The sequence below is a fragment of the Pseudomonas sp. P5_B3 genome (assembly GCF_056400405.1).
On record NZ_JBFULI010000031.1, the window covers coordinates 1 to 25,810 of the forward strand.

Annotated in this window: 25 protein-coding genes and 1 pseudogene; 15 read left to right on the forward strand and 11 right to left on the reverse strand. The window is 60.0% G+C overall.

All coding sequences use genetic code 11. The annotated features are described in order from the left end of the window. The 4 genes and pseudogenes from AC1DRN_RS18410 to AC1DRN_RS18425 all read right to left on the reverse strand — a co-directional run. Window positions 1–137 (reverse strand): annotated as a pseudogene (locus AC1DRN_RS18410) (IS4 family transposase); the annotation flags it as partial. A gap of 974 nt (window positions 138–1,111) precedes the next feature. After that, window positions 1,112–2,770: a cation acetate symporter gene (locus AC1DRN_RS18415; protein WP_223463914.1), complete on the reverse strand. Its 1,659-nt coding sequence runs from the start codon at window positions 2,768–2,770 to the stop codon at window positions 1,112–1,114. Continuing rightward, window positions 2,767–3,078 (reverse strand): DUF485 domain-containing protein, encoded by a 312-nt coding sequence (locus tag AC1DRN_RS18420; RefSeq protein ID WP_008020577.1) that lies wholly within the window; start codon window positions 3,076–3,078, stop codon window positions 2,767–2,769. Before AC1DRN_RS18420 ends, AC1DRN_RS18415 begins: the two co-directional genes overlap by 4 nt. A gap of 240 nt (window positions 3,079–3,318) precedes the next feature. Continuing rightward, window positions 3,319–4,170 carry a glycine betaine ABC transporter substrate-binding protein gene (locus AC1DRN_RS18425; protein ID WP_223463913.1) on the reverse strand — a complete coding sequence of 284 codons (852 nt, stop codon included), beginning with the start codon at window positions 4,168–4,170 and terminating at the stop codon, window positions 3,319–3,321. Between the two features lie 288 nt (window positions 4,171–4,458). Here AC1DRN_RS18425 and AC1DRN_RS18430 point away from each other — a divergent pair, with 288 nt between their 5' ends. Continuing rightward, entirely contained in the window at window positions 4,459–6,054 is a 1,596-nt protein-coding gene (locus AC1DRN_RS18430) for a glycoside hydrolase family 17 protein (RefSeq protein ID WP_223463912.1), read from the forward strand. 123 nt (window positions 6,055–6,177) lie between these two features. Here AC1DRN_RS18430 and AC1DRN_RS18435 read toward each other — a convergent pair whose 3' ends face one another. Then, the gene (locus AC1DRN_RS18435) at window positions 6,178–6,546 is read right to left on the reverse strand and encodes a hypothetical protein (RefSeq protein WP_223463911.1); all 369 of its coding nucleotides are present in this window, start codon (window positions 6,544–6,546) and stop codon (window positions 6,178–6,180) included. 225 nt (window positions 6,547–6,771) lie between these two features. On the opposite strand from AC1DRN_RS18435, the gene AC1DRN_RS18440 reads away from it, so the two are divergent. Together AC1DRN_RS18440 and AC1DRN_RS18445 are read left to right on the forward strand one after the other, a co-directional pair. Further along, window positions 6,772–8,070 (forward strand): serine/threonine protein kinase, encoded by a 1,299-nt coding sequence (locus AC1DRN_RS18440; protein WP_223463910.1) that lies wholly within the window; start codon window positions 6,772–6,774, stop codon window positions 8,068–8,070. Further along, a complete protein-coding gene (locus AC1DRN_RS18445; RefSeq protein ID WP_108218693.1) occupies window positions 8,063–8,851 on the forward strand; it encodes an MlaA family lipoprotein in 789 nt (262 codons plus the stop codon). The genes AC1DRN_RS18440 and AC1DRN_RS18445 overlap by 8 nt, the downstream gene beginning before the upstream one ends. A 142-nt stretch (window positions 8,852–8,993) precedes the next feature. On the opposite strand, the gene AC1DRN_RS18450 is transcribed toward AC1DRN_RS18445, so the two are convergent. Then, entirely contained in the window at window positions 8,994–9,908 is a 915-nt protein-coding gene (locus AC1DRN_RS18450) for a DUF808 domain-containing protein (RefSeq protein WP_223463909.1), read from the reverse strand. 134 nt (window positions 9,909–10,042) lie between these two features. On the opposite strand from AC1DRN_RS18450, the gene AC1DRN_RS18455 reads away from it, so the two are divergent. Then, window positions 10,043–10,648, forward strand: a complete 606-nt coding sequence (locus tag AC1DRN_RS18455; RefSeq protein WP_223463908.1) for a TetR/AcrR family transcriptional regulator — start codon at window positions 10,043–10,045, stop codon at window positions 10,646–10,648. A gap of 102 nt (window positions 10,649–10,750) precedes the next feature. Here AC1DRN_RS18455 and AC1DRN_RS18460 read toward each other — a convergent pair whose 3' ends face one another. Further along, window positions 10,751–11,209 (reverse strand): REP-associated tyrosine transposase, encoded by a 459-nt coding sequence (locus AC1DRN_RS18460; protein WP_223463907.1) that lies wholly within the window; start codon window positions 11,207–11,209, stop codon window positions 10,751–10,753. Window positions 11,210–11,418: 209 nt separating this feature from the next. Then, window positions 11,419–11,859: a GlcG/HbpS family heme-binding protein gene (locus AC1DRN_RS18465; protein ID WP_223463906.1), complete on the reverse strand. Its 441-nt coding sequence runs from the start codon at window positions 11,857–11,859 to the stop codon at window positions 11,419–11,421. Window positions 11,860–12,127: 268 nt separating this feature from the next. Between AC1DRN_RS18465 and gcl the strand changes: the two genes are divergently transcribed. The 8 genes from gcl (at window position 12,128) to AC1DRN_RS18505 (ending at window position 21,746) form a co-directional block, all read left to right on the forward strand. Further along, window positions 12,128–13,903, forward strand: coding sequence for a glyoxylate carboligase (gene gcl / locus AC1DRN_RS18470; RefSeq protein WP_108218690.1), 1,776 nt, complete (start codon window positions 12,128–12,130; stop codon window positions 13,901–13,903). 154 nt (window positions 13,904–14,057) lie between these two features. Further along, window positions 14,058–14,840, forward strand: a complete 783-nt coding sequence (gene hyi / locus AC1DRN_RS18475; RefSeq protein ID WP_223461452.1) for a hydroxypyruvate isomerase — start codon at window positions 14,058–14,060, stop codon at window positions 14,838–14,840. A 155-nt stretch (window positions 14,841–14,995) separates the two neighbouring features. Then, window positions 14,996–15,889, forward strand: a complete 894-nt coding sequence (locus AC1DRN_RS18480; RefSeq protein WP_223461450.1) for a 2-hydroxy-3-oxopropionate reductase — start codon at window positions 14,996–14,998, stop codon at window positions 15,887–15,889. Window positions 15,890–16,048: 159 nt separating this feature from the next. Next, complete coding sequence (locus AC1DRN_RS18485) at window positions 16,049–17,329, forward strand: glycerate kinase type-2 family protein (protein WP_223461448.1); 1,281 nt, start codon at window positions 16,049–16,051, stop codon at window positions 17,327–17,329. After that, entirely contained in the window at window positions 17,319–18,734 is a 1,416-nt protein-coding gene (gene pyk / locus AC1DRN_RS18490; protein ID WP_223461446.1) for a pyruvate kinase, read from the forward strand. Before AC1DRN_RS18485 ends, pyk begins: the two co-directional genes overlap by 11 nt. 161 nt (window positions 18,735–18,895) lie before the next feature. Further along, entirely contained in the window at window positions 18,896–19,810 is a 915-nt protein-coding gene (locus AC1DRN_RS18495; protein ID WP_223461444.1) for an urea transporter, read from the forward strand. A gap of 21 nt (window positions 19,811–19,831) precedes the next feature. Continuing rightward, the gene (locus AC1DRN_RS18500) at window positions 19,832–20,656 is read left to right on the forward strand and encodes an ion transporter (RefSeq protein ID WP_223461442.1); all 825 of its coding nucleotides are present in this window, start codon (window positions 19,832–19,834) and stop codon (window positions 20,654–20,656) included. A gap of 91 nt (window positions 20,657–20,747) precedes the next feature. Further along, window positions 20,748–21,746, forward strand: a complete 999-nt coding sequence (locus AC1DRN_RS18505) for a sulfate ABC transporter substrate-binding protein (protein WP_223461440.1) — start codon at window positions 20,748–20,750, stop codon at window positions 21,744–21,746. A gap of 64 nt (window positions 21,747–21,810) precedes the next feature. Here the strand turns inward: AC1DRN_RS18505 and AC1DRN_RS18510 are convergent, their stop codons facing one another. After that, window positions 21,811–22,440, reverse strand: a complete 630-nt coding sequence (locus AC1DRN_RS18510; RefSeq protein ID WP_223461438.1) for a hypothetical protein — start codon at window positions 22,438–22,440, stop codon at window positions 21,811–21,813. A 235-nt stretch (window positions 22,441–22,675) separates the two neighbouring features. Between AC1DRN_RS18510 and AC1DRN_RS18515 the strand changes: the two genes are divergently transcribed. Beyond that, window positions 22,676–23,881, forward strand: a complete 1,206-nt coding sequence (locus AC1DRN_RS18515) for an MFS transporter (RefSeq protein WP_223461435.1) — start codon at window positions 22,676–22,678, stop codon at window positions 23,879–23,881. Between the two features lie 95 nt (window positions 23,882–23,976). On the opposite strand, the gene AC1DRN_RS18520 is transcribed toward AC1DRN_RS18515, so the two are convergent. Both AC1DRN_RS18520 and AC1DRN_RS18525 read right to left on the reverse strand, forming a co-directional pair. Next, window positions 23,977–24,381 (reverse strand): type II toxin-antitoxin system HicB family antitoxin, encoded by a 405-nt coding sequence (locus AC1DRN_RS18520; protein ID WP_007983297.1) that lies wholly within the window; start codon window positions 24,379–24,381, stop codon window positions 23,977–23,979. Next, entirely contained in the window at window positions 24,381–24,593 is a 213-nt protein-coding gene (locus AC1DRN_RS18525) for a type II toxin-antitoxin system HicA family toxin (protein ID WP_223461464.1), read from the reverse strand. Before AC1DRN_RS18525 ends, AC1DRN_RS18520 begins: the two co-directional genes overlap by 1 nt. Window positions 24,594–24,695: 102 nt before the next feature. On the opposite strand from AC1DRN_RS18525, the gene AC1DRN_RS18530 reads away from it, so the two are divergent. Together AC1DRN_RS18530 and AC1DRN_RS18535 are read left to right on the forward strand one after the other, a co-directional pair. Then, window positions 24,696–24,824 (forward strand): hypothetical protein, encoded by a 129-nt coding sequence (locus tag AC1DRN_RS18530; RefSeq protein ID WP_256357406.1) that lies wholly within the window; start codon window positions 24,696–24,698, stop codon window positions 24,822–24,824. Between the two features lie 65 nt (window positions 24,825–24,889). After that, window positions 24,890–25,768, forward strand: a complete 879-nt coding sequence (locus AC1DRN_RS18535) for a LysR family transcriptional regulator (protein WP_223461433.1) — start codon at window positions 24,890–24,892, stop codon at window positions 25,766–25,768. Window positions 25,769–25,810: the final 42 nt, after the last annotated feature.

Consider the following 25,810-nt stretch of genomic DNA (forward strand, 5'->3'; position numbering starts at 1 on the left):
CCCAATGAAACAAGGGACATCAGCTCAACGATGGTCGAAAACAACAGCTCACGCGGGTACTGGCGTTGACGGTGTTCTTCAAACACCTGATCAACCCATTCGGCAGGAACAGCCTGCTCCAGTATCAATTTCGTCATGACACTGGCCGGTGTCTTTTTTTCAAACCGCGCTAGAACTTCTGCCCACATCGTTTTCGTCACCCTGACTGGTTTTTAGGGGATTCTAAACGAAGACCTTGAAAGGGCTGGCTCTTACAGCGGGTCACTTTGGAAAAGCCCCAAAGTAACCAAAGGGCTCTTGCCCCTGACGTTCGGTGCCTCGCTGTGGCTCGGCATGCCCTCGCTCCGGTCCTGCTCCGTGGGCCCGCCGCCATCGGCCATCCATGGCCGGCGGCGGCTAACCCGGCATCCATGCCGGGTTGCCCACTGCGCAGAACCTCCACTCGGCCTCACGAGGGGGCGTACACCGCAAAAGCGCCCGAGGCGGCCTACCGGCCGGCCTGGTTGTTGGTTGAGTTCGCTGCAGAATTTCGATCGGCCGGCAGACCGCCATCGCGAGCAGGCTCGCTCCCACAGAAAAGCAAAAGCAGAGCAGCCCACACCACCGCGTCGCTTCTCACCACTCATCAGGTCGAGCGTTAGCTCGCCTGCAGCTTTTGATCTTGATCCACCCGCCCCCTCGGCAGGCTGAGCGGAGGTGTTTATCCGGGGTTTGGCGCGCAGCGCCGTTCGACGCAGTCGAACTCATTGCATGTAGGTCGAAGCGAAGCCGACCGGAGGGCAATGCCCCCGGATGAATACCGCAGCGAAGGAACGCCGAGCCTAAGCGAGGGGCCGTACGTAAGGGGCGAGACCTTTGGTTACTTTGGGGCGTTTGCCAAAGTGACCCGCTGTAAGAGCGGAACCATAAGCCGCCGTTACCGCAGGAATGGATATGTACGCGATAAACAAAAGACAGGTCGGCTGCCAGGCCGCCTTCGCGAGCAGGCTCGCTCCTACAGTAAATCGGTACATCCACGAAATTCGGGTCGATTACCGCCCAATAAAAAATGCCCCGATCTCTCGACCAGGGCATTTCCATTCAACACAACTTAAACAGTCAAACCGAACGCTTAGTGCGAAACCGCCCCACTCGCCCCCAACCCGGTCTGCGAACGAACAAACTGCGGGAAGAACAGCGCCCGCTCATTGTCAGCCGCAGTCGACTTGTCGGTAACCGAGAAGAACCAGATCCCGACAAAGGCAATCATCATCGAGAACAACGCCGGATACTCATACGGGAAGATGGCTTTCTCGTGATGCATGATCTGCACCCAGATGGTCGGGCCAAGGATCATCAGGCCTACAGCACTGATCAGGCCCATCCAGCCGCCGATCATCGCACCGCGAGTGGTCAGTTTTTTCCAGTACATGGAAAGCAGCAGCACCGGGAAGTTGCAGCTCGCCGCGATGGAGAACGCCAGGCCGACCATGAACGCGATGTTCTGGCTTTCGAACAGAATGCCCAGAATGATGGCCAACACACCCAAAGCAACGGTGGTGATCTTCGAAATACGAATCTCATCCTTCTCGTTGGCCTTGCCCTTCTTGATAACGCTGGCATACAGGTCGTGGGACACCGCCGACGCACCGGCCAGGGTCAGACCGGCCACTACTGCCAGAATAGTCGCGAACGCCACGGCCGAGATGAAGCCCAGGAAAATGCTGCCACCGACCGCGTTGGCCAGGTGCACCGCCGCCATGTTGTTGCCACCGAGCAACGCGCCGGCCGCGTCTTTGAAGGCCGGATTGGTGCTGACCAGCAGGATCGCGCCGAAGCCGATGATGAAGGTCAGGATGTAGAAGTAACCAATGAAGCCGGTTGCGTACAGCACGCTCTTGCGGGCTTCCTTTGCGTCACTCACGGTGAAGAAGCGCATCAGGATGTGCGGCAGGCCAGCGGTACCGAACATCAATGCCAGGCCGAGGGAGAACGCCGAGACCGGATCTTTCACCAGGCCACCAGGGCTCATGATCGCTTCACCTTTAGGGTGAACCTTGATCGCTTCGGAAAACAGCAGGTTGAAGTCGAAGTTGACGTGTTTCATCACCATCAGCGCCATGAAGGAAGCGCCGGACAGCAACAGGACCGCCTTGATGATTTGCACCCAGGTGGTCGCCAGCATGCCGCCGAACAACACGTAAAGGCACATCAACACGCCCACCAGGATCACCGCGACGTGATAGTCGAGACCGAACAGCAGCTGGATCAGCTTACCGGCACCGACCATCTGGGCGATCAGGTAGAACGCCACCACCACCAGCGAACCGCAGGCCGACAGTGTGCGGATCTGGGTTTGCCCCAGGCGGTAGGACGCCACGTCGGCAAAGGTGTACTTGCCCAGATTACGCAGACGCTCGGCGATCAAGAATAGAATGATCGGCCAACCCACCAGGAAGCCGATCGAATAGATCAGTCCGTCATAGCCGGAAGCGAACACCAGCGCGGAAATCCCCAGGAACGAGGCGGCCGACATATAGTCGCCGGCAATCGCCAGACCGTTCTGGAACCCGGTGATCTTGCCGCCCGCCGCGTAGTAGTCGGCCGCCGACTTGTTGCGCTTGGAGGCCCAGTAAGTAATGCACAGGGTTGCACCGACGAACACCACGAACATCAGGATCGCGGCGACGTTGAGAGGTTGTTTATGCACTTCACCGGTCAGGGCTTCTGCCGCCCAGGCGCCCGGTGCTAAAGCCGCGATGCTCAATAGAGCCAGTAGACGCCGGATCATTGCTGAGCCTCCTTGAGAATCGCATTGTTCAGGTCGTCAAACTCGCCATTGGCACGTCGTACGTAGATACCGGTCAGGACGAAGGCCGAAACAATCAGCCCGACGCCGATCGGTATGCCCCAGGTAATCGAAGACTCGGGACTGATTTTCGTCCCCAACACTTGCGGCCCGTAAGCAATTAAAAGGATGAAGGCGGAGTAAAGCCCTAGCATGATCGCCGAAAGAATCCAGGCGAATCGTTCCCTCTTGCTAACCAGCTCCTTGAAGCGCGGGCTGTTTTGAATCGAGAGGTAAATGCTGTCGTTCATTGTTTTTATCCTCGCAGCACAGATTTAGTTGGAACGGTATCCACTCTATGCGGCTGCGGGGCAGGTTCCAGACGACCTTAGTCTTAGAACCACATGACGGATTCGCCAATTTCCAGCATGTACAAAACAACTGTGGGAGCGAGCTTGCTCGCGAAAGGGCCATAACATCCAACATCGTTGTTGTCTGTTACACCGCAATCGCGAGCAAGCTCGCTCCCACAGGGTAAAGCGAGGTGCCTGTTATTTAGTCCAGGCAGCCACACGATCAGGGTGTTTGGCGACCCAATCCTTCGCCGCCGCTTCAGGCTTGGCACCATCCTGGATCGCCAGCATCACCTGGCCGATTTCATCCTTGGATTCCCACTGGAAGTTCTTCAGGAACTTGGCCACTTCCGGCGCCTTGGCCTCCAGGCCCTTGCTGCCGATGCTGTTCACGGTTTCAGCCGCGCCGTACACGCCCTTCGGATCTTCAAGGAAGCGCAGTTTCCACTTGGCGAACATCCAGTGCGGCACCCAGCCGGTCACTGCGATGGATTCGTTTTTCTTCTCGGCACGGGTCAGCTCGGCGATCATGCCGGCGCCAGAACTGGCCTTGAGTTGATAGCCGGTCAGGTCGTAGTCCTTGATCGCCTGATCGGTCTTGAGCATCACGCCTGAACCGGCGTCGATGCCGACAATGCGGTTCTTGAAGGTGTCGTCGGTCTTGAGGTCGTCAATGGTCTTGGCCTTGACGTATTCCGGCACGATCAGGCCGATTTTCGCGTCCTTGAAGTTCGGGCCGTAATCGACGACCTGATCCTTGTTCTTCGTCCAGTAATCGCCGTGGGTCACTGGCAGCCAGGCCGACAGCATGGCGTCGAGTTTGCCGGTGGCCACGCCTTGCCACATGATCCCGGTGGCGACGGCTTGCAGCTTCACGTCATATCCGAGTTTCTGCCTGATCACTTCTGCGGCCACGTTGGTCGTGGCGACACTGTCAGACCAGCCGTCGACATAACCGATCGTCACTTCCTTGCCGGCGGCACTGGCCACGGTAGAGCTGATCGCCAGCACCAAAGCGGCACCTGCGCCCAAGAGTCGTCGCATCTTCATCGTTACTTCCCCGAAAGTGCTGCACTCGACGGATGCCGAGTCGCTTAAACGTATTGTTATGGTGCACAGCGCCCCCATCACGCCTAACCGCAAACTCGTTCGAACATCAGCGGAGTACTGACGCCTTCGATGATCAACCTGACGCTCTTGGCGACCTGCTCTGCCAGCGACCTCGAGGCAACGAGAAACGACATCAGAACGCCATTAATCTTGAGCGCGACCAACGCACCGCAGACTCCGCCCGAACATTGCATGTCAAAATCATGCGGGCCACCAAGCACACGGTAAATGCAGGTAACATGCGCCGCTTTGCTCCCACACGGCCTTTCCATGTCCGCGACATCCCGCTTCCCTTTTGCTGCTTATCTATTCGCTTGCCTGCTCGGGCTGTTTGCCCTGGGCGGCTTCTGGTACGACCTCGGTAAACCGGTGATATTGCCGGACGTGGCCAGCGCAACGCACAAGCTGCAATGCGCGTCCTACACACCGTTCGACAAGGATCAATCGCCGTTCGACCAGCCCTTCAAGCTGCGCCCCGAACGCATGGATGCCGACCTCGCGCTACTGTCCAAAAGCTTCGAATGCATCCGCACCTATTCCATGACCGGCCTCGAAGCCCTGCCGGAACTGGCGCGCAAGCATGGCTTGAAAATGATGATTGGCGCATGGGTGAACAGCAACCCGGTGGACACAGCCAAGGAAGTGGAGCTACTGATCGCCGAAGCCAACGCCAACCCGGACGTGGTTACTGCGGTAATCGTCGGCAACGAGGCCCTTTTGCGCAAGGAAGTCACCAGCAAGCAGTTGGTGAAACTGATTGAGCGAGTCAAAAGCCAAGTCAAACAACCCGTCACCTACGCTGACGTTTGGGAGTTTTGGCAAAAGCATCCCGAAATCGCTCCATCGGTGGACTTCGTGACTATCCATCTGTTGCCTTACTGGGGCGATTACCCTTGGGACGTCGAGGTCTCCCTGTCGCAACTTGCTGCTGTGCGCGAGTCGTTCAGCGGTATGTTCGCGCCCAAGGAAGTGTTTATCGGGGAAACCGGCTGGCCCAGTGAAGGCCGTCAACGAAGAATCGCTGTACCTAGCCGGGTCAACGAAGCCAGGTTCATTCGCGGCTTTGTCGCCATGGCCGAGCAACGGGGCTGGCACTACAACCTGATCGAAGCCTTCGACCAGCCATGGAAACGCGCCAGTGAAGGTGCAGTGGGTGGTTACTGGGGGCTGTTCGATGCCGATCGCCAGGACAAGGGCGTGCTGGCCGGGCCAGTGACAAACGTACCCTACTGGTCGCAATGGCTGGCGGTGGGTGGCTTGATCTTCATCGGCACGTTGCTGCTCGGCGGCCGGGTTCGCACGACGCGTTCGGCACTGTTGCTGCCCCTGCTCAGCGCATTGGCGGCCTGCTCGATTGGCGCCTGGGGTGACCTGGCACGGGTGACCACGCGCTTTACCAGTGAATGGTTGTGGGTCGGATTGCTGACCGCGCTGAATCTGTTGGTGCTGGCCCATGCCACGCTGACATTGAGTCCTCGCAGCGGTTGGCGCGGCCAGGCTTTCAACTGGCTGGAGCGCCGTGCTGGCTGGCTGGTTGCAACGACAGGTTTCGCTGCAGCCGTGATGATGCTGGAACTGGTATTCGACCCGCGTTATCGCAGCTTCCCGAGTGTCGCGTTCATCGTGCCTGCGCTGGTTTATCTGTGCCGCCCGGTGAATGTGCCGCGCCGCGAGGTTGCGTTGCTGACCTTCATCATCGGTGTCGGTATTGCGCCGCAGCTGTTTCGTGAAGGTTTGCAGAACCAGCAGGCCTGGGGCTGGGGGCTGGTGAGTGTGTTGATGGTGGCTGCGTTGTGGCGTTGCCTGCGGGTTCGCAAGGTTTAACACTTTAGCGACCTGACTGGCCTCATCGCGAGCAAGCTCGCTCCCACAGGGTTACTCAGTGAACGCAGAGTTTGTGTACGACAATGATCCTTGTGGGAGTGACCTGCTCGCGATGACGGACTATCAGGCGCTACGAGGCGCCCTGACCAACCGCAGCCCCGCAATCACCACCGCAAACACCGCCAGCGTCGTGTTGTACAACGCCAGCGCCGGAAACCCGAACGCCAGCGCCAGCACCGCCAGCCACCAGCCCGCCCGCCCCGGCACGACAAAGCCGATGATCGCCGCACCCAGCGCTGCCCAGCCCAGCACCCCGAAGTGGATCATCAGCCCCAGGTTCGATCGCACCTGGCATTCCCAGCGACTTGCCTCATCCACGCAAATGCCGACCCACTGCGCATCCTCCATGAAGCCATAACGCGCGCCATAACTGGCGGCCAGCCATACAGGCAGCAATACAAGCAGCAGAAACACGGGCAGACGGCGAGACATGAAACACTCCAATTGGCGAAAAACGGCGGCCAGCTTAATCGCCCGAAAGCGTTACGCAAGCGATAACAACTGTTAACTGGTCTTTCAATCGCGGCAAAGTGTATCGTCCAGCTACTACTATTGGGCAATCGGGCCTGTTTGGTGCCGATGGTTGGCACTTTGACGCAGATCCGATGGTCATAGCCTGCGAAATTCATTCGGCACCTTCCTCTAAGGGATTTAGTCATGCTCCGTTCCTTGCGCTTCGCCGCCCTGTTTGGCGGCCTTATTTTGAGTGCGTCCGCACTGGCGGTCGATATAGATGCCGCCAGTTATGGCTACCCCCTGACCAACCCGTTCGAGGCGACCATCGCGACCACGCCGCCGGACTTGCGTCCGGAGTTGCCCCTGGACGATGACATCGATCAGACAGTGCGCAGCGTCACCTTGCGTCCGGAACGGGCGTTCGAATTGCCGGATAATTTCTGGGCGGTCAAGAAACTCGACTACCGCATTGCCACGCAGGATCACGCCGCACCACTGATTTTCCTGATCGCCGGCACCGGCGCACGCTATGACAGCACCCTGAACGAATACCTGAAGAAGCTTTACTACAAAGCCGGCTACCACGTGGTGCAGTTGTCATCGCCCACCAGCTATGACTTCATGAGCGCTGCATCACGCTTCGCCACACCGGGTGTTTCCAAGGAGGACGCCGAAGACCTGTACCGGGTGATGCAGGCCGTGCGGGCACAAAACCCGAAACTGCCAGTCACCGATTACTACCTGACTGGCTACAGCCTGGGCGGACTGGATGCCGCTTTCGTCGCGCACCTGGACGAAACCCGCCGCAGCTTCAACTTCAAGAAAGTCCTGCTGCTCAACCCGCCGGTCAACCTCTACACCTCGATCACCAACCTCGACAAGCTGGTCCAGACCGAGGTCAAGGGCATCAACAACAGCACCACGTTCTATGAGCTGGTACTGAACAAACTGACCCGCTACTTCCAGCAGAAGGGCTACATCGACCTCAACGACGCCCTGCTCTACGACTTCCAGCAGTCCAAGCAGCAACTGTCCAACGAGCAGATGGCCATGTTGATCGGCACCTCGTTCCGCTTTTCGGCGGCCGACATTGCCTTCACTTCGGACCTGGTCAACCGTCGCGGCCTGATCACTCCACCCAAGTTCCCGATCACCGAGGGCACCAGCCTCACGCCATTCCTCAAGCGTGCGCTGCAATGCGACTTCGACTGCTACATCACCGAACAAGTGATCCCGATGTGGCGCGCCCGTACCGACGGCGGCAGCCTGCTGCAACTGATTGACCAAGTGAGCCTGTATGCGCTGAAGGATTATCTGCACGACAGCCCGAAAATCGCCGTCATGCACAACGCCGATGACGTGATCCTCGGCCCTGGCGACCTCGGTTTCCTGCGCCGGACCTTTGGCGATCGCCTGACCGTTTACCCGCTGGGCGGCCATTGCGGAAACATTAACTACCGCGTCAACAGCGACGCCATGCTGGAGTTCTTCCGTGGCTAAATACCTCCTGCTTTTCGCAGCGTTACTCTGTGCAGGCGTCGCCAATGCCGACAACAGCAAAGCCAACGCCCCCGTGGTCGTCGACAGTGATGGTTTCAAGGAACCGCTGAGCAAACTCAAATTCAACCCGGGTCTGGACCAGCGTGAGTTCGAGCGTTCAACCCTCAGCGCGCTGACCGTCTACGATCCGCTGGAAGAGTGGAACCGGCGCGTCTATCACTTCAACTACCGCTTCGATCAATGGGTGTTCCTGCCGGTGGTCAATGGTTACCGCTACGTCACCCCGAACTTCCTGCGCACCGGCGTCAGCAACTTCTTCAACAACCTCGGCGACGTGCCGAATCTGATGAACAGCCTGCTGCAACTCAAGGGCCAGCGCTCGCTGGAAACCACCGGGCGCCTGCTGCTCAACACCACCATCGGCATCGCCGGCCTGTGGGACCCGGCCACCGCCATGGGCCTGCCGCGCCAAAGCGAAGACTTCGGCCAGACCCTGGGCTTCTACGGCGTGCCGGGTGGCGCTTATTTAGTCCTGCCGATCCTCGGTCCGTCGAACCTGCGTGATACCGGCGGCCTGGTGGTGGATTACTCGGCCGAGAGTGCGATCAACTTCCTCAACGTGGCCGAAGTCAGCTCCAACCATCCGGAAGTGTTGATCCTGCGCGGCATCGACAAGCGCTACCAGACCACCTTCCGCTATGGCCAGACGAACTCGCCGTTCGAGTACGACAAAGTGCGTTACGTGTATACCGAAGCGCGCAAGTTGCAGATCGCCGAGTAATTCGGCCACACAAAAACCTGTGGGAGCGAGCTTGCTCGCGATGGCGGTGTTTCAGTCAACTTAGATGTTGAATGATATGGCCTCATCGCGAGCAAGCTCGCTCCCACATTTGTTATGTATGCTTGTAGGAAGAGTTCTGAATTCAACCCTTCAGGGCCTTCCAGATTTTGCTGACAGCCATGACGCCAACCAACACCACCGCCCCTGCGACAATCCCCGCCACACCATTAAGCAACACCGGCACGATAAATCCGCCGCCACCCGCCGCAGCACCGACACTTTCGACCCAGTGATGCACCACCGGCACACCGTGGGTCAGGATGCCGCCACCGACCAGAAACATCGCCGCCGTGCCGATCACCGACAGGCTCTTCATCATGTACGGCGCAGCACGCAGAATGGCGCCACCGATGCTTTTCGCCATCTGCCCGGGCTTTTGAGTCAACCAGAGTCCAAGGTCATCCAGCTTGACGATACCCGCCACCAGGCCATAGACGCCGATGGTCATGACGATTGCGATCCCAGACAGCACGATGACTTGCTGGCTCAACGGCGCACCGGCCACGGTGCCAAGGGTGATGGCAATGATTTCCGCCGAGAGAATGAAGTCGGTGCGGATCGCACCCTTGATCTTGTCCTTTTCGAACGCCACCAGATCCACCGCCGGGTCTGCCACCGCCTCGACCAGTTCAGCATGTTCGACCTGATCTTCGGCCTTGCTGTGCAGAAACTTGTGGGCGAGTTTTTCAAAGCCTTCGAAGCACAGATAGGCACCGCCGACCATCAACAACGGGGTGACCAGCCACGCAATGAACGCACTGATGGCCAGCGCCGACGGCACCAGGATCAGTTTATTGATGAACGAACCCTTGGCGACCGCCCAGACCACCGGGATTTCCCGCTCGGCACGCACGCCGCTGACTTGCTGGGCGTTGAGTGCCAGGTCGTCACCGAGTACGCCGGCCGTTTTCTTGGCGGCCATTTGGGTCATCAATGACACGTCGTCCAGTACGGCGGCGATGTCGTCAATCAGCACCAGCAAACTGCTTCCTGCCATGAATCGGGTTTCCTTCTGCAATGAATGCGCAGCAGCATAGCGCGGCGTCACGGGTCGCGGTGCATTCTTGAGCGCCGCGCGAGGCCGGTGATACCATGCGCAACCGCCAGAACAGGCAAGGAATCACCCGGTTTATGAGCACTATCCGCGAGCGCAACAAACAACTGATCCTGCGTGCCGCCAGTGAGGAATTCGCCGACAAAGGCTTCGCTGCGACCAAAACCAGCGACATCGCAGCCAAGGCGGGATTGCCCAAGCCCAACGTCTACTACTACTTCAAATCCAAGGAAAACCTCTACCGCGAGGTCCTGGAAAGCATCATCGAGCCCATCCTGCAGGCTTCGACACCGTTCAATCCGGACGGCGAGCCCGGTGAAGTGCTCAGCGGCTACATTCGCTCAAAAATCCGCATCTCCCGCGACCTGCCTTTCGCGTCCAAGGTGTTCGCCAGCGAAATCATGCACGGCGCGCCCCACCTGAGCAGCGATCTGGTCGAACAGCTCAATGGCCAGGCCAAACACAACATCGAGTGCATCCAGACCTGGATCGACCGCGGGCAAATCGCCCCCATCGACCCCAACCACCTGATGTTCAGCATCTGGGCCGCGACCCAGACCTACGCCGACTTCGACTGGCAAATCACCGCCATCACCGGCAAGGCCAAGCTGGATGAAGAAGATTACGAAGCGGCAGCGCAGACGATTATCCGGTTGGTGCTCAAGGGGTGTGAGCTGGACTGAGGGATTGAGTCGTCTGCATCGCGAGCAGGCTCACTCCTACATTTGGAACGCACTCCCCTGTAGGAGTGAGCCTGCTCGCGATCGAGGCGACACGGTCTCAGCTCAAACCCAGATCGCATCCCACAACGGATAGTCACCAAGCTTCTCCACCAGCCCAGCCCGCAACGGGTTGGCTACTACATATCGAGCCATCTTCACCAAATCCTCTTCCCGTCGCAGTGCCCGATCATGAAATCCTCTCTGCCAGAGACTGGTGGTTCGACCGGTAGACTGCTTCACGGCTTTGGTACTCATCGACTTGGTTTTCTGCATCAGCTCACTCAATGACCCCTTCTGCAACTCAATTAACCAATGAAAATGATCTGGCATGACCACCCAGGCCAACGAGCTTGCAAAGCCTAGATTCTGTGCGTTTCGAAATTGATCGACCACCAGCCTGCCCAAGGTGAAATCCTTGAAAACCGGGGCCCTGTGAAGCGTGTTGGTGGTTAACAGATAAATTCGACTGGTTTCGGCATAGCGGCCGATTCGCAATCGATTTGCGGCAGGTAAATCCGGCATTCCTTTGCCTCCCATGATCAGGTCATGAGAAGGCTAGCTCTGTGGATTCAAGTGGGTGGGGCACACTATTGACTGGATGTGTCTGATAGATAGCTATCGCGAGCAGGCTCACTCCTACAGGGGTTCTGGCATTCAGACAATTTTGTGTCCAACCACAAACCCTGTAGGAGCGAGCCTGCTCGCGATGGCATTAGGTCAGACGCTGCCGATCAAGCCACAACCCCCGCATCCGCCACCAACCCCAACGCCTCGATGGCATTGATCGCGCACTGCTCATCAACATCCGACAGATCGCCGCTGATCCCCACCGCCCCCAGCACATTTCCTTCCTGATCGCGAACCAGCACACCACCCGGTGCCGGCACCACGCTGCCCTGCCCCAGGCTGTTCAACGCGGCGATAAACGCCGGGCGTTGCTGGGCGTCCAGCGCCAGCAGGCGTGAACCCTTGCCCAGCGCGATGGCGCCCCAGGCTTTGCCGATGGCGACGTGCGGGCGCAGCAGGCTGGCGCCGTCTTCGCGTTGCAAGGCGATCAGATGCCCGCCGGCGTCCAGTACCGCAATGGTCAAGGGTGCCGCAGAGATTGCACGCCCTGCGGTGATGGCCTCGTTGACCAGGTTGACTGCGACTTTCAAGGTTAAAGCGCTCATGGTGCCGTCCTCATTTTGTTTTTCGGAAAGCCGGTGGGCTGCGCCGTTGTGCCGCAGCCCGATGCAACAAATAGAACACAATGAATTATTTTTTTGTATACAATAATTATCGAAAGGCGCCACATGCGACGAAAAGCCACAGTAGAACGGGCTTCCGACGAATGAAACAAGCGCTTGAGAAAATGGATTGACCTGCGCCGTCCGCCGTGAATACACTCTGCGCAAAGCCACTTGTATACAATTACAAAACGTAAAGAGGCACAAAACCATGAGCAAAATGAGAGCAATCGAAGCCGCCGTTCTGGTGATGCGCCGTGAAGGGGTCGATACCGCTTTTGGCATCCCGGGTGCCGCCATCAACCCGCTGTACTCCGCCCTGCAAAAGGTCGGCGGCATCGATCACGTACTCGCTCGCCACGTTGAAGGCGCCTCGCACATGGCCGAGGGCTACACCCGCACCAAGGCCGGCAACATCGGCGTGTGCATCGGTACTTCCGGCCCTGCCGGCACCGACATGGTCACCGGGCTCTACAGCGCCTCGGCCGACTCGATTCCAATCCTCTGCATCACCGGGCAAGCACCCCGCGCCCGTATGCACAAGGAAGACTTCCAGGCTGTCGATATCACCACCATCGTCAAGCCAGTCACCAAGTGGTCGACCACCGTCATGGAACCGGGCCAGGTGCCTTACGCGTTCCAGAAAGCCTTCTACGAAATGCGCTCCGGCCGTCCAGGCCCGGTGCTGATCGACTTGCCGTTCGACGTGCAGATGGCCGAAATCGAGTTCGACATCGACGCCTATCAGCCACTGCCGCTGGCCAAGCCGAGCGCTACCCGCGTTCAAGTGGAAAAAGCCTTGGCCATGCTGGATCAGGCCGAGCGTCCATTGCTGGTGGCCGGTGGCGGCATCATCAACGCCGATGCCAGCGATCTGCTGGTAGAGTTCGCCGAGCTGACCGGCATTCCGGTTATCCCGACCCTGATGGGCTGGGGCACCATCCCGGACGATCATCCACTGATGGTGGGCATGGTTGGTCTGCAGACTTCGCACCGCTACGGCAACGCAACCATGCTCAAATCCGACGTTGTGCTCGGCGTGGGCAACCGTTGGGCCAACCGCCACACCGGTTCGGTTGACGTGTACACCGAAGGCCGCAAGTTCATTCACGTTGATATCGAACCGACCCAGATCGGCCGCGTGTTCACTCCGGACCTGGGCATCGTTTCCGACGCCGCTGCCGCGCTGACCGTGTTCATCGAAGTCGCTCGCGAATGGCAAGCCGCCGGCAAGCTGAAGAACCGCAGTGCCTGGCTGCAAGACTGCCAGCAGCGTAAAGCCAGCCTGCAACGCAAGACTCACTTCGACAATGTGCCGGTCAAGCCGCAACGGGTTTATGAAGAAATGAACCAGGTGTTCGGTAAAGACACCTGCTACGTCAGCACCATCGGTCTGTCGCAGATTGCCGGCGCGCAGTTCCTGCACGTCTACAAGCCGCGTCACTGGATCAACTGCGGTCAGGCAGGCCCGTTGGGCTGGACCATTCCGGCAGCGCTCGGCGTGGTCAAGGCTGATCCGAACCGTAAAGTCGTGGCCCTGTCGGGGGACTATGACTTCCAGTTCATGATCGAGGAATTGGCCGTGGGTGCGCAGTTCAAGCTGCCGTACATTCATGTTGTGGTGAACAACTCGTACCTGGGTCTGATCCGTCAGGCACAGCGCGGTTTCGACATGGACTACTGCGTGCAGCTGTCCTTCGACAACCTGAATGCCCCGGAACTCAACGGTTACGGTGTCGACCACGTCGCGGTGGCCGAAGGCCTCGGTTGCAAGGCGCTGCGTGTGTTCGAACCGGCTCAGATCCAGCCCGCCTTGCGCAAGGCCCAGGAGCTGATCGAAGAGTTCAAGGTGCCGGTGATCGTCGAGATTATTCTGGAGCGTGTGACCAACATTTCCATGGGTACCGAGATCAACGCCGTCAACGAGTTCGAAGACCTGGCGCTGGTCGGCGACGACGCACCGACTGCGATTTCGTTGCTTGATTAACTTGTAGGATCGTTCCCGCATCTTGTGGGAGCGAGCTTGCTCGCGATTGCGTAGTGCCATTCAGCATTCATGTCGACTGACACACCGCTATCGCGAGCAAGCTCGCTCCCACAGGGATCCGGGGCCGCTCACCATACATACTCAGGAGACCACCATGCCGCGTTTCGCAGCCAACCTGTCCATGCTGTTCACCGAACAGGACTTTCTCGCCCGTTTCGAAGCGGCCGCCAAGGCCGGCTTCAGTGGTGTCGAATACCTGTTCCCGTACGACTTCAGCTCCGCCGAAATCAAGGCCCAGCTCGACGCACACGGCCTGACCCAAGTGCTGTTCAATCTGCCGGCCGGTGACTGGGCCAAGGGTGAGCGCGGTATAGCGTGCCTGCCGGACCGGGTTGAAGAGTTCCGTGCCGGTGTCGACCTGGCCATCGCTTACGCACAAGTGCTGGGCAACACCCAGGTCAACTGCCTGGCCGGTATTCGTCCGCAGGGCCTTGACGATGCCACCGCGCAGAAGACCTTCGTCGCCAACCTCAAGTACGCGGCCGACAAGCTGCACGCGGCGGGTATCAAGCTGGTGATGGAAGCGATCAACACCCGTGACATTCCAGGCTTCTACCTGAATAACACGGCGCAAGCCCTGTCGATTCGCGAGCAGGTCGGCAGCGCCAACCTGTTCCTGCAATACGACATCTATCACATGCAAATCATGGAAGGCGATCTGGCCCGCACCCTGCAATCGCACCTGGGCGAGATCAACCATGTGCAGCTCGCGGACAACCCGGGGCGCAATGAACCAGGCACCGGTGAAATCAACTACCGCTTCCTGTTCGAACACCTGGACCGCATCGGTTATCAGGGCTGGGTCGGTTGCGAATACAAGCCGCTGACCACCACTGAAGCGGGCCTGGGCTGGTTGAAAACCCATAACGCGATCTGACACAAATCCCTGTGGGAGCGAGCTTGCTCGCGATGAGGCCGGCACATCCAACATCWATGTTGACTGGCACTCCGCAATCGCGAGCAAGCTCGCTCCCACAAAAGCAGTACTCCCCTATTTGCTTGAAGCAGCAATAAAAACAAGAGGATTTTCTCATGGCTAAAATCGGATTTATCGGCACCGGCATCATGGGCCACCCAATGGCAGCGAACCTGCAGAAAGCCGGTCACAGCCTGTTCCTGTCGGCCCACCACGACCCTGCGCCTGCCGACCTGATCGCCGCTGGCGCCGTTGCCCTGGCGAACCCGAAAGAAGTCGCCCAGGAAGCTGAATTCATCATCGTCATGGTGCCGGATACCCCGCAGGTCGATGACGTGCTGTTCCGCGCCGATGGCGTTGCCGCCGGTGTTGGCAAAGGCAAAGTCGTCATCGACATGAGTTCGATCTCGCCGACCGCCACCAAGGCTTTCGCGGCCAAAATCAACGAAACAGGCGCGCAATACCTCGACGCCCCGGTATCCGGCGGTGAAGTCGGCGCCAAGGCTGCGACCCTGAGCATCATGGTCGGCGGCGATGCCGACGCCTTCGAACGCGCACTGCCGCTGTTCCAGGCTATGGGCAAGAACATCACCCTGGTCGGTGGCAACGGCGACGGTCAGACCGCCAAGGTGGCCAACCAGATCATCGTGGCCCTGAACATCCAGGCGGTGGCAGAAGCCCTGCTGTTCGCTTCGAAAAACGGTGCCGATCCAGCCAAGGTACGTGAAGCACTGATGGGCGGTTTCGCGTCCTCGAAGATCCTCGAAGTACACGGCGAGCGCATGATCAAGGGCACCTTCGATCCAGGCTTCCGCATCAGCCTGCACCAGAAGGACCTGAACCTGGCCCTGCAAGGCGCCAAGGAGCTGAACATCAACCTGCCGAACACCGCCAACACCCAGCAAGTGTTCAGCACCTGCGCGGCCATCGGTGGCAGCAACTGGGACCACTCGGCGCTGATCAAGGGTCTGGAACACATGGCGAACTTCTCGATTCGCGATAAGAAGTAAGCCCTGCCCCACACCGCTTCAAACCTGTAGGAGTGAGCCYGCTCGCGATGAAATCACCGCGGTGTACCTGATGCACCGCGGTGCCTGGATCGCGAGCAGGCTCACTCCTACAGAGATCAGAGTTGCCCTTTCGAATAACAAGAATTCCGGGAGCCCGCCATGTCGGTCGATCCGCAACAATTGCTGCGCGAGCTGTTTGCCACAGCCATCGACGCGGCGCATCCGCAACAAGTCCTCGAAGCCCATTTGCCTGCCGACCGCAGCGGTCGCGTGATCGTCATTGGCGCCGGCAAAGCCGCCGCCGCCATGGCCCAAGTGGTCGAGCGCTGCTGGCAGGGTGAAGTCTCTGGCCTGGTGGTGACCCGCTACGGTCACGGCGCCCCTTGCGAAAAAATCGAAGTGGTCGAAGCCGCGCATCCGGTGCCGGACGCTGCTGGCCTGGCCGTGGCCAAGCGCGTGCTGGAACTGGTCAGCGACCTCAGCGAAAACGACCGCGTGATCTTCCTGCTCTCCGGCGGTGGCTCTGCCCTGCTGGCCCTGCCGGCGGTCGGCATCACCCTGGCCGACAAGCAGTCGATCAACAAAGCCCTGCTCAAGTCGGGCGCGACCATCGGCGAGATGAACTGCGTGCGCAAGCACCTCTCGGCGATCAAGGGCGGCCGCCTGGGCAAGGCCTGCTGGCCGGCCACTGTCTACACCTACGCGATTTCCGATGTGCCGGGCGACCTCGCCACGGTCATCGCCTCCGGCCCTACCGTGGCCGACCCGAGCACGTCGGCGGAAGCTCTGGCGATCCTCAAACGCTACGCCATCGAGGTTCCGGCCTCGGTGCGCGCCTGGCTGCAAAGCCCCGAGTCGGAGACGGTCAAACCCGGCGACCCGAGCCTGGCCCGCAGTCATTTCCAGTTGATCGCCCGCCCGCAGCAATCCCTTGAAGCGGCGGCAGTGAAATGCCGTCAGGCCGGGTTCAGTCCGCTGATCCTCGGTGACCTTGAAGGCGAATCACGCGAGGTGGCGAAAGTCCACGCCGGCATCGCACGACAAATCGTACTGCACGGCCAACCGCTGGCGGCGCCCTGCGTGATTCTCTCGGGCGGTGAAACTACCGTCACCGTGCGCGGCAATGGCCGTGGCGGGCGCAACGCCGAGTTCCTGCTGAGTCTGACCGACAGCCTCAAAGGGCTGTCCGGCGTCTACGCGCTGGCCGGCGACACCGACGGCATCGACGGCTCCGAAGACAACGCCGGTGCGATCATGACCCCGGACAGCTACGCCCGCGCTGCAGCAAAGGGTCTGAGCGCCAGCGACGAGTTGGACAACAACAACGGTTACGGCTACTTCGAGGCGCTGGACGCCCTGATCGTCACCGAGCCGACCCGCACCAACGTCAACGACTTCCGCGCCATTCTGATCCTTGAGAGCACCAAACATGACGCCTGATAAAAAGGTCAAAATCCTCGCCACCCTCGGCCCGGCTACCGACGGCATCGACGCCATCCGTGAGCTGGTGCTGGCCGGGGTCAACATCTTCCGCCTGAACTTCAGCCACGGCGATCACGCCGACCACGCCCAGCGTTTTCAGTGGATCCGTGAAGTCGAGCGCCAGCTGAATTATCCATTGGGCATTCTGATGGACCTGCAAGGCCCGAAACTGCGGGTCGGCAAGTTTGCCGAAGGCAAGGTGCAACTGGTGCGCGGCCAGGCCTTGCGCCTGGACCTGGATGCCACGCCGGGCGATGAGCGCCGGGTCAACCTGCCGCACCCGGAAATCATCGCCGCACTGGAGCCGGGCATGGACCTGCTGCTGGACGACGGAAAATTGCGCCTGCGGGTAGTGACCAAGTACGCCGACGCCATCGACACCACCGTGCTCAATGGCGGCGAGCTGTCGGACCGCAAAGGCGTGAACGTACCGCAAGCGGTGCTCGACCTGAGCCCGCTGACCGCCAAGGATCGCCGCGACTTGACCTTCGGTCTGCAGCTGGGTGTGGACTGGGTGGCGCTGTCGTTCGTGCAACGTCCCGATGACATCCGCGAAGCCCGCTCCCTGATCGGCGACAAGGCGTTCCTGATGGCCAAGATCGAGAAGCCCTCGGCCGTCGAACAACTGCGCGAGATCGCCGAATTGAGCGACGCGATCATGGTCGCCCGTGGTGACTTGGGTGTGGAAGTGCCGGCCGAAAGCGTGCCGCAGATCCAGAAGAACATCATCAGCACCTGCCGCCAGCTCGGCAAGCCGGTGGTGGTGGCGACGCAGATGCTGGAGTCGATGCGCTTCTCACCGGCGCCAACCCGCGCGGAAGTCACCGATGTCGCTAACGCGGTGGCCGAAGGTGCGGATGCGGTGATGCTGTCGGCGGAAACCGCGTCCGGCGAATACCCGCTCGAAGCCGTACAGATGATGAGCAAGATCATCCGCCAGGTGGAAAACGGTCCGGACTATCAGACTCAACTCGACGTCAGCCGACCGAAAGCCGAGGCGACCGTTTCCGACGCGATCAGCTGCGCCATTCGCCGCATCAGTAACGTTTTGCCGGTGGCGGTGCTGGTCAACTACAGCGAGTCCGGCGCGTCGAGCCTGCGCGCGGCGCGGGAGCGGCCGACGGTGCCGATCCTCAACCTGACACCGAACCTGCAGACCGCCCGTCGCCTGAGCGTGGCGTGGGGCGTGCACTCGGTAGTCAACGATCGCCTGCGGCAGGTCGATGAAGTCTGCTCCACGGCACTGGAGATCGCCCAGGCCCAGGGCATGGCGCAGCGTGGCGACACACTGTTGATCACAGCAGGTGTGCCGTTTGGGCAACCGGGGTCGACTAACTCTTTGCGTATCGAGACATTGATCTAGCGCCTGTACCGGCCTCATCGCGAGCAAGCTCGCTCCCACAGTTGATTTGTGTACGACACAAATACAATAACTGAGCAAAGACTCAATGTGGGAGYGAGCTTGCTCGCGATCAGCCGGGGTCGCGCTCGACCAACTCGGTCCCACTGACTTTCAGAACTGCCATGCCTGCCAACCATTTCAACACCCACTGCCCCGACTGGGCCGAAGCATTGCTCAACGGCTTCAGCCAGATCTTTCTCCAGCGCAATCCGCTGTGCGGTCTGCTGTGCGTCCTGGCCATTTTGTTCACTGCGCCCGCCTTGCTCGGCGGCGCCTTGCTCGGAGGTGTCGCCGGGCTGTTCACCGCGCAACGCCGCAACTATGCCAAGGCTGATCGTCAGGCCGGGTTGTTCAGCTACAACGGCGTCCTGCTCGGACTGTTACTGAGCCTGTATTTCCCCTGGTCGGCGATGATGCCGCCACTGATTCTGGCCGCCGGAGGCCTGAGCGCGATGGTCACCCAGCAGTGGCTCAAGCGCGTCCGGTTCAGCCAATGCCTGCCCGCCTACACCGCGCCCTTCGTCGGGCTGGGCTGGTTGCTGCTGTGTTTCGCCACGCCCTCGACAGAGGCGCACTTGATCGAAGTCAGCACCCTGAACATGCTCGCCGCCCCCCTCAAAGGCATTGGCCAGGTGATGTTCCTCGGTCATCCGCTGGCCGGTGCGATGATTGCCGCCGGTTTGCTGATCGCTGATCGCCGCGCATTCTGTTGGGCAGTGCTGGCGTCTGTCGCGGGCATGGGCTGGAGCCTGCTGCACCACGACTTCTACACCGCACTGCTCGGCCTCGGTGGCTATAACGCCGTACTCGCCGCCCTCGCCTTCAGCTCGCAGCGTCGCCAACCGTGGCTGCCGCTGGTTGGCATTGGCCTGGCGCTGTTGCTGACGCCGGTGTTTGCCGCCATCGGTCTGCCAACGCTGACCGCTCCGTTCATTCTTGCCTGCTGGCTGATCCGCAGCGTCGTGCAAATGCTCGGCAAAGCCACGGTCGAAAGCGCGCCTTGCGCTCCCGGGGAGAATCAACCTAGGCTGCGCTGATTTGCGGCCAAGGCGATGTGCATGAACAGCAACGACACGTGGCGTAATCGCCTGTACGTGATTATTTTCCAGACCGACACCGTCGCCGGGCGACGCTTCGACACCAGCCTGTTGCTGATCATCCTCGCCAGCCTGGTGGTGGTGATTCTGGACAGCATCGATGACGTCCACCAGAACTACGCCAACCTGCTTGCGTACATCGAGTGGGGCTTCACGATAATTTTCCTGGGCGAGTACATCCTGCGCCTGTACTGCTCGCCCAAACCGCTGCACTACGCGTTCAGCTTCTATGGTCTGGTGGATCTACTGGCCATCGTGCCCGGCATCCTCGCGCTGTATTACAGCGATGCCCAGTACCTGCTGATCATCCGGGTCATCCGGATGCTGCGGATCTTCCGCGTGCTCAAGCTCGGTCCGTATCTCAAGCAAGCCCATTACCTGCTCGATGCCCTGCGCGGCAGCAAACAGAAAATCCTCGTGTTCCTGCTCAGCGTCTGCACGCTGGTCATCGTGTTCGGCACCCTGATGTATGTGGTCGAAGGCCCGCAACATGGCTTCACCAGCATTCCCAAGGGCATTTACTGGGCTATCGTGACGTTGACCACCGTCGGTTACGGCGACATTGTGCCCAAGACCGCACTGGGCCAGGTCATCTCGTCGATGGTGATGATCACCGGTTACTCGATCATCGCCGTGCCCACCGGGATCTTCACCGCCGAACTGGCCACGGCCATGCGTGGCGGCCAACTGCAGCACGACTGCCCGGTGTGTGCGAAAAACAGCCACGAACCCGAGGCGTCGTTCTGCTCGCGTTGCGGCAACGCACTGTTTAAGAAACAGGAATAAGCAAAGTGCTTTTTAATCTTTAAGGGACTAAACGAGCCCGGCTATAGTCGCTGGCAAATTGCCCCACTTTTAATAGAACAAGGAATTCGCAGTGAAAAAACTCTTTGGCGCCTCGCTTCTCGCCGCAGGCCTGGCCCTGGGCAACATCGCCCAGGCTGCACCGACCCTGCTCAACGTTTCCTACGACGTGATGCGCGATTTCTACAAGGACTACAACACTGCGTTCCAGAAACACTGGCAAGCCGAGCACAACGAGAACATTACCCTGCAGATGTCCTTCGGCGGCTCCAGCAAACAGGCGCGCTCCGTCATCGACGGCCTGCCGGCTGACGTGATCACCATGAACATGGCCACCGACATCAACGCCCTGGCGGACAACGGCAAACTGGTGCCGGACAACTGGGTCACGCGCCTGCCGAACAACAGCGCGCCGTTCACCTCCGCCACCGTGTTCATCGTGCGCAAGGGCAACCCGAAAGCCCTGAAAGACTGGCCGGACCTGCTCAAGGACGGCGTACAGGTCATTGTCCCGAACCCGAAAACCTCCGGTAACGGTCGCTACACCTACCTTTCGGCCTGGGGCTACGTGCTGAAAAACGGCGGCGACGAGAACAAGGCCAAAGACTTCGTCGGCAAGCTGTTCAAGCAAGCGCCGGTACTCGACACCGGTGGCCGTGCCGCTACCACCACCTTCATGACCAACCAGATCGGCGACGTGCTGGTGACCTTCGAGAACGAAGCGGAAATGATCGCCCGCGAGTTCGGCCGTGATCAGTTCGAAGTCATCTACCCAAGCGTCTCCGCCGAAGCCGAGCCACCGGTGTCGGTGGTCGACAAGACCGTCGACAAGAAAGGCACCCGCGCCGCCGCCGAGGAATACCTGAAATATCTGTGGTCACCGCAAGGGCAAGAGATTGCGGCGGCGAACTACCTGCGCCCGCGTGACCCGGCCGTGCTGGCCAAGTACACCGACCGCTTCCCGAAAGTGGACTTCCTGTCGGTCGAGAAGACCTTCGGTGACTGGCGCACCGTGCAGAAGACCCACTTCAATGATGGCGGGGTTTTCGACCAGATCTACAACGGTCAGTGATGGCCTGAACACTGCAACTCCTGTGGGAGCGAGCTCGCTCCCACAGAGGATCTGCAGTGGTCTGCTACATCGGCGGCGTCACGCCATCCTTGCCCGCCGAGATGGATTGAGCGGTGAGCGTGCCGTCAGCGCCCTGCGTGACAAAGGTCACGATCTTCACGCCCACCTTCAACAGGCTGCGATCGGCCGGCACCAGGTTGACGATGGGTACGTCCTCCGGCACCAGAATCTTCTGTTGGCCACCCTTGTAATTGACGGTCAGCACCCTACCGCTGCTCACCACCAGGTCGCCGACGCTGCCGTTGGTCATGCTGCTGCCCTTGACCAGATCGAAGGGCCGATGACCGTCGCCACTGCCGGCCAGCTCCGGCGGGAAAACATGAACTTCAAGGGCCTTGAGGGTGCCATCCTCCTGAGGAATGGCCGCAGAGCCGATGTAGCTGCCGGGCTTGATGTCTTCGATGTTGGCCAGGGTCACGGCGCGGACCTTGGTGTCCCTGGTCAAATTGATCACCACGTTGTCGCCGCTGTTGGCGTGGACTTTCAGAATGTCCGGGCTGACGCCGGTGATCTCTCCGCGCACCCCGATTCGCATACCCGGCGCATCCTCGGCCTGGACCAGGCCAACGCTCAATACGTTGATCACGGTAGCGACACAAACGCAGCGAATCAGCTGACGAAACTTCATCTTCATGGGACGACCCTCCGGTGGTGTGACAGGAAGAGAGAACATAAGCACGCTATCGAACAAGGTGTAAGTGAATGTATCATTCACCTGCATAGTTCTGACGCAAGGCTCTACGACGGACGACACACGCGTCCGTCAGTCATTCCGCAATGGAATGATTGCTATCACTCCAATCCCACTTCCGCCGTTTCAGTCAGCCCATTAGCCTGCGCGCATTCCTTTTCGTACAGCGAGAACCGTTATGAACCCAGCGACCCAGGTGCCCCACGGCACTGCGACAATGACCCCAGGGATGGTGCTGCTGTTCGCCTTCTGCTGCGGCGCTATTGTCGCCAACATTTACTACGCGCAGCCGATCATCGGCCTGATCGCGCCGGACATCGGCCTGACCAACACCATGGCCAGCCTGATCGTTTCCCTGACTCAGATCGGCTATGCGCTGGGGTTGTTCTTCCTGGTACCGCTGGGGGATTTGCTGGAGAACCGCCGGTTGATGATCATCACCACGCTGGTGGCGATCGGCAGCTTGCTGGGGGCGGCGTTCACCGACCAGCCGAATGTGTTTTTGCTGATTTCGCTGTTGGTGGGGTTCAGTTCGGTTTCGGTGCAGATCCTGATTCCGCTGGCCGCGCACCTGGCGCCGGAAGAAACCCGTGGCCGTGTGGTGGGCGGGATCATGGGCGGTTTGTTGCTCGGCATTCTGCTGGCCCGGCCGGTGTCCAGTGTGGTGGCCGACCACTTCGGCTGGCGGGCGATGTTTATGATTGCCGCGGTGTTGATGGCGGCCATCAGCATCGTGCTGGCAGTGACCATTCCCAAGCGTGAACCTGATCACAGTGCTTCCTACGGCCAGCTGCTGGGCTCGCTGTGGACGCTGTTGCGCAAACAACCGGTGCTGCGCCAGCGCGCGTTTTACCAGGGGTGCATGTTTGCCACCTTCAGCCTGTTCTGGACCGCCGTACCGCTGGAACTGGCGCGCAACCATGGTTTGTCGCAAAGCGAGATCGCGATTTTCGCGCTGGTGGGCGCCATCGGCGCCATTGCCGCCCCGATCGCCGGACGCCTGGCCGATGCCGGTCACACCCGTATCGCGTCACTGCTGGCCCTGCTATTCGCCAGCCTGAGCTTTCTGCCGGCGTTTATCCATCCGGCCTACAGCGTCATCGGCCTGGCCGTGACCGGCGTGGTGCTCGACTTCTGCGTGCAGATGAACATGGTCCTCGGCCAGCGTGCGGTGTACGCCCTCGACGGCAAAAGCCGCAGCCGCCTGAATGCGCTGTACATGACCAGCATCTTCATCGGCGGCGCCTTCGGCTCTTCAGTGGCCAGCGCGGTGTACGAACAGGGCGGCTGGTTGTGGATCGTGATCGTCGGCAGTGCGTTTCCGTTGCTGGCGTTGTTGCGGTTCTTGAGTGTTTCGCCGAAGGCCGCGCTGGCGACGGCGTAAGGTCTCAAAAGCATCGCGGGCAAGCCCGCTCCCACAGGTATTTTGCAATCCCTGTGGGAGCGAGCCTGCTCGCGAATGCCAGCGGCGCCCCCGATTTATTGCCGGACCAGCTTCTCCATCGCCGCATCCGCCAAAAAGGAGGAGCGGCTTTTGACGTTGTGCTCACGCACATAGCGGTCAATGCGCTGGATCACATAGCCGGGCAGCGTGACATTGACCTTCTCGGTCTTGCCCATGTACGGCGAGATGTCCAGTTCCAGCATGCCCCAGCCCATGTCGGCGAACTCCGGATTGCCGCGGTGCAATGCCGCCGAAGTCGGCATCGGAATCGTATCGCCGTCTGCCGCCATTTCTTGCAGCATGATGTGGGCAATTTCGACGGCGGCGTTGTAAGCCTCTTCAAAGGTATCCCCGGCGGTCACCGCACCTGGGATGTCGGGGATCTGGATACCGATGGCGGTGTTCTCATCGCCCCATTCGATACAGATTGGATATTGCATTATGGATCTCCTGCGTAACGGGCTGGCGGGCAGTACAGCCCGGCGCGCCTCCTGATGCTCTTGACCGTCCCGATCGGCAAATCCTTTTTCGGATGGGGGACGGGGATCGTGTATGGGTTGTATCGGTGAGTGAAGATGTGATGACTGCCAGTGACCCTGTCCAAAGTCCAACCTGCCTCCATCAATTCCTTGATCAATAGCCTGCTCTGCACCACCAGCCTCCTTGCTCCGGCCCAATTAAAAGTAACCCTAGAGTTATCTTTACTCAAGCACAAAATCTCGCAGTGCGACGCTCGGTTGTTTTACAGAGTGTGATGCTGCCCATGCCGGGGCGTTATGTGATCGGCCGAGAGGGTGTGATCCGTTACGCCGAGGTCAACCCGGATTACACTCAGCGTCCCGAGCCTGAGGCGATGCTGGATACAATTCGCGGTTCGCACTGACACCATTCATCAATTGTGGGGGCGGGGGTAGCCATTTCATTATTTGATCTCTACAAGGACTTCCGATGGACCGCCTCGCCGCAATGGAAACCTTCGTCTACGTGGTGGAAACCGGCTCGTTTTCCGCTGCCGCCCGGCGCCTGAACATCGGCCAGCCGGCCGTGTCGAAAAGCATCGCGCAACTCGAATCGCGGCTGGCGGTGCGACTATTGTTGCGTTCGACCCGGGGCCTGACGCCCACCGAGGCCGGGCTGGCCTTTTTCGAACGGGCCAAGCGCGCCATCGAAGAAGCCGACGAGGCCGATAACGCCGCGCGCGGTGCGGCCAGCGGGTTGACCGGCAACCTGCGCATCTGCGCGGCGGTCACCTTCGGCCGGCTGCACATCGTTCCGCACCTGAGCCCCTTCCTGGAGCAAAACCCGGAGCTGAACATCGACCTGATGCTCGACGATCGCAACGTCAACCTGGTGGAAGAAGGCGTCGATATCGCCCTGCGCATGGGCGCCTTGAGCGACTCTGGCCTGACCGCCCGCAAGATCGCCGAATGCCGGCGCATGGTAGTGGGCACGCAGGCCTACTTGGAAAAACACGGCGAACCCACCTGCCCCGCCGACCTGTGCAAGCATCAGGCAATCGTCTACAGCCTTGGTGGCGGCGCCAATTGGCAATTCAACAAGGCCGGCGAAGAGCAATCGGTGATCATCAGCGGCCGGATCCGCGTCAACGCCGCCGAAGGCCTGCGTGAAGCCGTGCTGGCCCATCAAGGGCTGACCATGGCCTCGCAATGGATGTTCGCGCCGGAACTGGCCAGCGGCTCGGTCCGGGAAGTGATGAAGGACTGGACATTGCCGAACCTGGATCTGTGGGCGGTGTTCCCCACGGGGAGAATGGCCAGCGCCAAGGCTCGGGCGTTCGTGGAGTATGTGCAGGGGTTGTTGGCCTGACAGGCAGCTCAATCAAGATCAAGGATCGCAGGCTGTGCCAAC

Coding starts and splice junctions, on each gene's coding strand:
- AC1DRN_RS18415 (WP_223463914.1), bottom strand. CDS start 2,770: ATGATCCGGCGTCTACTGGCTCTATTGAGCATCGCGGCTTTAGCACCG.
- AC1DRN_RS18420 (WP_008020577.1), bottom strand. CDS start 3,078: ATGAACGACAGCATTTACCTCTCGATTCAAAACAGCCCGCGCTTCAAG.
- AC1DRN_RS18425 (WP_223463913.1), bottom strand. CDS start 4,170: ATGAAGATGCGACGACTCTTGGGCGCAGGTGCCGCTTTGGTGCTGGCG.
- AC1DRN_RS18430 (WP_223463912.1), top strand. CDS start 4,459: ATGCAGGTAACATGCGCCGCTTTGCTCCCACACGGCCTTTCCATGTCC.
- AC1DRN_RS18435 (WP_223463911.1), bottom strand. CDS start 6,546: ATGTCTCGCCGTCTGCCCGTGTTTCTGCTGCTTGTATTGCTGCCTGTA.
- AC1DRN_RS18440 (WP_223463910.1), top strand. CDS start 6,772: ATGCTCCGTTCCTTGCGCTTCGCCGCCCTGTTTGGCGGCCTTATTTTG.
- AC1DRN_RS18450 (WP_223463909.1), bottom strand. CDS start 9,908: ATGGCAGGAAGCAGTTTGCTGGTGCTGATTGACGACATCGCCGCCGTA.
- AC1DRN_RS18455 (WP_223463908.1), top strand. CDS start 10,043: ATGAGCACTATCCGCGAGCGCAACAAACAACTGATCCTGCGTGCCGCC.
- AC1DRN_RS18460 (WP_223463907.1), bottom strand. CDS start 11,209: ATGCCGGATTTACCTGCCGCAAATCGATTGCGAATCGGCCGCTATGCC.
- AC1DRN_RS18465 (WP_223463906.1), bottom strand. CDS start 11,859: ATGAGCGCTTTAACCTTGAAAGTCGCAGTCAACCTGGTCAACGAGGCC.
- gcl (WP_108218690.1), top strand. CDS start 12,128: ATGAGCAAAATGAGAGCAATCGAAGCCGCCGTTCTGGTGATGCGCCGT.
- hyi (WP_223461452.1), top strand. CDS start 14,058: ATGCCGCGTTTCGCAGCCAACCTGTCCATGCTGTTCACCGAACAGGAC.
- AC1DRN_RS18480 (WP_223461450.1), top strand. CDS start 14,996: ATGGCTAAAATCGGATTTATCGGCACCGGCATCATGGGCCACCCAATG.
- AC1DRN_RS18485 (WP_223461448.1), top strand. CDS start 16,049: ATGTCGGTCGATCCGCAACAATTGCTGCGCGAGCTGTTTGCCACAGCC.
- pyk (WP_223461446.1), top strand. CDS start 17,319: ATGACGCCTGATAAAAAGGTCAAAATCCTCGCCACCCTCGGCCCGGCT.
- AC1DRN_RS18495 (WP_223461444.1), top strand. CDS start 18,896: ATGCCTGCCAACCATTTCAACACCCACTGCCCCGACTGGGCCGAAGCA.
- AC1DRN_RS18500 (WP_223461442.1), top strand. CDS start 19,832: ATGAACAGCAACGACACGTGGCGTAATCGCCTGTACGTGATTATTTTC.
- AC1DRN_RS18510 (WP_223461438.1), bottom strand. CDS start 22,440: ATGAAGATGAAGTTTCGTCAGCTGATTCGCTGCGTTTGTGTCGCTACC.
- AC1DRN_RS18515 (WP_223461435.1), top strand. CDS start 22,676: ATGAACCCAGCGACCCAGGTGCCCCACGGCACTGCGACAATGACCCCA.
- AC1DRN_RS18520 (WP_007983297.1), bottom strand. CDS start 24,381: ATGCAATATCCAATCTGTATCGAATGGGGCGATGAGAACACCGCCATC.
- AC1DRN_RS18530 (WP_256357406.1), top strand. CDS start 24,696: ATGCTGCCCATGCCGGGGCGTTATGTGATCGGCCGAGAGGGTGTGATC.
- AC1DRN_RS18535 (WP_223461433.1), top strand. CDS start 24,890: ATGGACCGCCTCGCCGCAATGGAAACCTTCGTCTACGTGGTGGAAACC.